The 2,631-nt window shown below is 62.4% G+C and carries 3 protein-coding genes and 1 pseudogene; all 4 read right to left on the bottom strand.

The genetic code is table 11. From position 1 onward, the window contains the following. The coding region (locus M0954_RS18670) for an ATP cone domain-containing protein (RefSeq protein ID WP_297354819.1) at positions 1-1,011 on the bottom strand (1,011 nt) is incomplete at its 3' end. A 532-nt stretch (positions 1,012-1,543) separates the two neighbouring features. After that, complete coding sequence (gene ampD, locus M0954_RS18665) at positions 1,544-2,140, bottom strand: 1,6-anhydro-N-acetylmuramyl-L-alanine amidase AmpD (protein ID WP_297354816.1); 597 nt, start codon at positions 2,138-2,140, stop codon at positions 1,544-1,546. Next, complete coding sequence (locus M0954_RS18660; RefSeq protein WP_122152591.1) at positions 2,137-2,490, bottom strand: PP0621 family protein; 354 nt, start codon at positions 2,488-2,490, stop codon at positions 2,137-2,139. Before M0954_RS18660 ends, ampD begins: the two co-directional genes overlap by 4 nt. Positions 2,491-2,497: 7 nt before the next feature. Then, positions 2,498-2,631, bottom strand: a pseudogene (locus tag M0954_RS18655) (inner membrane protein YpjD); the annotation flags it as partial.

Below are 2,631 nucleotides of genomic sequence, written 5' to 3'. Positions count from 1 at the left end.
GCGGTCGATCTCATTCAGCGCCAGGCCCATCGCCACACGCATAAAGAATGCCTGGGGCCTTTCGATGCGCACGCCGTCGTGATGCAGGAAGTAGCGGTCGTACAGCGTTTGCAGGCCGAGGTAGCCGAACTGCAGGTCGCGGTCGGCGTCGAGCGCGGCGCCCAGGCGCTTCAGGTCGTACTGTTGCAGCTTCTCGTCGAGCAGCTCGGCTTGCACGCCGCGCTTGATGAAGGTCGGGAAATACTCCGCGTAGCGCGTGTTCATTTCAGCCTGCGTGACTTCCTCTTCGAGGATCTCGCGGCGGATCGTGTGCAGCAGGATGCGTGCGGTGACCTGGCTGTACGCCGGGTCCTTCTCGATCATCGTGCGCGCAGCGAGGATGGCCGAGTCGTAGACCTGGCTCATCGGCACGCCGTCGTACAGGTTCTTCACCGTTTCCGTGACGATCGGCTCGCCGCTCACCGCGTCGCCCAGGTTTGCACAGGCCGATTCGATGATGCCGCGCAGCGCCACCATATCCAGCGGATGCGACACGCCGCCGTCGGTGACGGTCAGGCCAAGCGAGCCGTTCGGCGCTTCAACCGCGTCATGGCCGCGCTCCTGAGTGCGCTTCTCTCGATACAGCACGTACGCACGAGCGACGTTGTGCTCGCCGCCGCGCATCAGCGCGAGTTCGACCTGGTCCTGGATATCTTCAATATGGAAGGTGCCGCCATTCGGGCGGCTGCGCAGCAGCGCGCGCACCACGCTTTGCGTGAGTTGCTCGACCAGTTCGCGTACGCGTGCCGACGCCGCGCCCTGACCACCGTTGACGGCCAGAAAGGCCTTCGTCACGGCGATGGCGATCTTCGACGGCTCGAACGACACCACGCTGCCGTTGCGGCGGATCACCTTGTAGTCGGCGAAGGTCGCTTGCGGCGCGAGTGCCTGGGCACCCGGCGCCTGGCCGCCGAAGTTCTGGCCGGTGGTTGCGCCCTCGTACCGGGTCGACGCGTTATCGGTGGTTTGCATGTGCAAAGCTCCTGGTCCTGGAAATGTGCGAAGAGAAGTCGCGGATTAATACGAACGCTGCGCCGCCGTGAGCGCTAACGATGAAGTGCAGGAAAGAGACCGGCTGAGCCGGGTGGCGGGATGCGACAGCAATGAAGCCAGATTCGATTTGTTGATGGTCTTCATTGTCCGTGTCGCGATCACTGGCTAAGCCCCTTTCCTGAATGCTTCTTTGTGGATGCGGCCGGTGGTCTCTCCGGCTGCATCGCAGGAATATTTTTTGGTGTCTGGAATGCTTGCGGCGCCGTGCTCGCAGAGTGGACGCCGCATAACTTATGCACCCAGTTATTCACATGGTTATGCACAGGACACACAAGATATAGTGCAAAACCAAGCTTCTGACACTAAGTATAGTGGACTTTTAAGACACGTCAAACTGATTTATTTGAGCTTACGGCCTTGACTTTTGGCATCGTCCGGCGCGACGGCACTTGCCGGAGAACGAGGCTGGGCCTTGTTCTCCACGTATCTCGCAAATGGGGACTGAGGGTCGCTACAGCGTTTTGGAAAACTTTAGATAGGGGAAGTACTGATCTGCGAGTTGTGTGTCGCGCTGCAGGCGAGACCACTCGAAATGTGGCCCAGGATCGGTCTTGCGGCCAGGTGCAATATCCGAGTGACCGGCGAGCGATTCGACCGGATAGCGGAGCGTCAGCGCCTTCACAAGCGTACCCAGCGTCTCGTATTGCGCCGCTTCGAATGCGGTTGCGTCGCTGCCTTCCAGTTCGATGCCGATCGAGAAATCGTTGCAGCGCTCGCGGCCGAAAAAATTCGACGCCCCAGCATGCCACGCACGCTGCTCGCACGAGACGTATTGTTCGAGCGCGCCGTCGCGATGGATCACGAAATGCGCGGACACCCGAACGCCACGCAGATGGGTATCGTAGTACGGATGCACATCGCAATCGAGACGGTTCAGGAACAGATCCTCAATCGCCGTGCCGCCGAACTCGCCGGGCGGCAAGCTCATGTTGTGCACGACGATCAGGCTCGGCACGGCGCCTGCGGGACGTGCCTCGAAGTTCGGCGACGGCAGCTTGCGCGCGCCCGTCACCCAGCCATCGGCGTCGACGGTAAAGCCATCGCTCATCGGGCGTCGCGGCCCGTCGGTCGCGCAGCGCGACGTTGCGCGTGAGCGGTGCAGCAGAACGGTTCGCCCGCGACGACAATCGAATCGCTCGCCGGCGCGTGCACGCCGCACTCGACACAACGGATCATCGGCTCAGGCAGTTGCAGGGGTTTCGACGCGCGGGCTTGCGCACCTGCGCCCGCGCTTGTCCCTGCGCCGTTGCCGGCAGCACGGCCGCCTGCAGACCCGCCGGCTGCGGGACCACCAGGCGCACCGCTACGCTGCGCGTTTTGCGCGTCGGAACGACGCAAGGCTTTCACCAGCCATTGGCCGATGACGAACATCAGGATCAGCAGAAAAATTTGTCGCATGAACCACTCACACTACAGGACGGTGCAACAGCACCTGGAAAACGAAACGGCTGCCGACGTACGCCAGCAACAGCGCCACGAACGACGCCAGCACCCAGCGCAACGCCGCACGGCCGCGCCAGCCCGACACCTTGCGGGCGG

This window comes from Paraburkholderia sp. (assembly GCF_026225065.1).
GTDB lineage: Bacteria > Pseudomonadota > Gammaproteobacteria > Burkholderiales > Burkholderiaceae > Paraburkholderia.
Note: the sequence above shows the minus strand (reverse complement) of the source record. Positions and strands in the feature narration are given on the sequence as shown.